1 pseudogene is annotated in these 2,414 nt (G+C 65.2%); it reads left to right on the forward strand.

Going from position 1 to position 2,414, the window contains the following annotated elements:
- Positions 1-780: pseudogene (locus J8J14_RS24570) on the forward strand (IS3 family transposase); the annotation flags it as partial.
- Positions 781-2,414 lie beyond the last annotated feature (1,634 nt).

The following is a 2,414-nucleotide window of genomic DNA, read 5'->3' on the forward strand; positions in this document are numbered from 1 at the left end:
GTCCTGATGATGCGCCGGTTCGGGCGCGGCTGCGGGAGTTGGCGGCCGAGCGGCGCCGGTTCGGCTATCGGCGGCTGGTTCGATCCAGTGGATCGAACCCTGCTGGCACGCGAGGGCACACGGTTGAACCACAAGAGGCTGCGGCGGCTCTATGCAGAGGAGAAGCTACAGGTGCGGCGCCGTGGTGGCCGGAAGAGGGCTATGGGCACGCGGGCGCCGATGGTGCTGCCGCAGGCGGCGGACCAGCGCTGGTCGCTGGACTTCGTGTCCGATGCGTTGGCCGACGGGCGGCGGTTTCGCATCCTGGCGGTCGTCGACGACTTCAGCCGCGAGTGCCTGGCGCTGGTGGCCGACACATCCTTATCGGGCGTCCGAGTGGCCCGCGAACTGGACGCTGTGATCGCCTTGCGAGGCCGCCCCCTGATGTGTGTCAGCGACAACGGCACCGACCTGACGGGCAACGCCATCCTGAAATGGAGCCAGGAGCGACAGGTGGAGTGGCACTACATCGCCCCCGGCAAGCCGCAGCAGAACGCCTTCGTGGAGAGCTTCAACGGCCGCCTGCGTGACGAGTGCCTGAACGAGACCCTGTTCACCTCGCTCGCTCACGCCCGGGCGGTGCTGGCTAGGTGGCGGACCGACTACAACCACGTCCGGCCGCACTCGGCACACCGCGGCGCCACGCCCGCCGAGGTCGGTGGCCGTGCAGCCACGCCGCGGATAACAGAAGCCATTGCCAACGCCACCCCCGCAGCGGCAAACAGCTACCTAGGACTCTAGCTCAGCCCGGAGGAACTTCGGGGCTCAGGTCAGGTGCAATCCAGCAGTTCGTGACGGCGTCATACAGGACCGAGACGACCCGCTACCCGTCAGTGGACAGGATACTGGCGCAAGGGGCCCCAAACGGTATCCCCTTCAAATTTGCTGCTGGCCACTAGAACCGGGCGCAACAAGCTCGAAAGCGGAGCGGATTTCTGGAAAAGCAACCGGAGGTTGTGCTACCACGCAGGCATGAGGACGGAGTACCGCACAGAGCTGCTACGGATCCGGCGGGAGATCCTGGCCTTCTGCGCCATCGCCGCAGCGATCGGGGCAGCATTGGGGGCCGCAGCGGTTCTGCTGCTCGGTGGGACCCTTTCTCAGGGACAGATGGTCCCGTAGAGTCTGGCCAGGCGGAATGGGAGTAGACAGGGCGACCAGACTGATCCCGTAGTGGTGGCTGCTGGGCGCCGACGTACGACCGCTTTTCAAAAGGTAACTTGCCGGTGACGGTGCGGATTTGCGGGTGCAGGCGGTGGTCCCGGTGCGTTGGTCATCCTCTGCGTACAGGATCGACATCGCTCCCCTTTATTCACCTGCCACTCCCCAGCGAAGTCCTCCTGGGCGGGGTTTAGCCTCGGCGGGCAACTCGGGTGGATCGTGCCGCGGTCTTCGGCCGCGTCTCTCGACTGGCGAGGCGTAGGCTGCTCCTATCTAGTCCCTGAGCACCTCGCCGGCGGCAGGGATCCCGCCGGGCACTTTCTTGCCGGCCCGTGTGGACACCAGCCCAAATACAAAGAGCCGCCGCCAACCAAGGGCAGGGCCCAGGCTCGGCAGCGGCTCCTATCCGATCCAATGCCGGGCCGGGTCGCGGGCCTTTTATGTGGGCGAGGGTCCCGGAAGGTATGTGCATTCTAACGGCCTGAACACGCGAACTGCATAGCTCGCCACGGCTGGATTACGCCGCGGTAGCATCCTGCAGGAGAGCGACCCCAGAGGTATCGGACAGGAGACCGCGCCGGCAGTGGTACGGCCGCCTACGTTCGCTACTTCCACCCAAGAAGCCAATTGGAAGTTGAATTGCCGCCCAACCCAGCGCTGTTACGGTTGTGTCAACCCTTGACCCTCCCCGTGCTGGCGAGTGAAGCACCTCCGATCCGAGGCGATGGCCTGCGCCCACGTGGCAAGCCAGACGTACGGCGAGTCCGAGCAGCGTGCTTTGACTGTGAAGCAGCAGTCCCTCATGCTTGCGGCGTCAATGGCGGAGAAGTGCTCTGCCGAGTGCAGCCTCATAGTGGATCGCTCGCTGCCGCCTAGCCGCGCCGTCTGCCAGGCTCATAAGGATTTTTGCCCGGTGCTCCGCCCGAACGCTGTCGCGTTCCATCTCTCAATCCAAGACCGGGCGCATAGGGTGCTCCTCCAGCCGGTCTGGACCTGAACCGCTTCTTCCTGAGTTAAGAAGTGGCCGCTACAGCCTCCAGCGCCTCGCGCCAGTGATGCGCCACGGGCCTGAGAGCAGTTGTGCGCTTCTTGTGTCAACGCCGCCTGAAATCTGACCCACCTTGGCTCGCGTCGCCGGTCGAAACCTGACCCACTGGATCGCCCGGAGATGGGACGAGCTCCACCTCCGGACGGCGTGTCTCAGCGGCTCTCCT

Source organism: Pararoseomonas baculiformis, assembly GCF_017813395.1.
Classification (GTDB): Bacteria; Pseudomonadota; Alphaproteobacteria; order Acetobacterales; family Acetobacteraceae; genus Roseomonas; species Roseomonas baculiformis.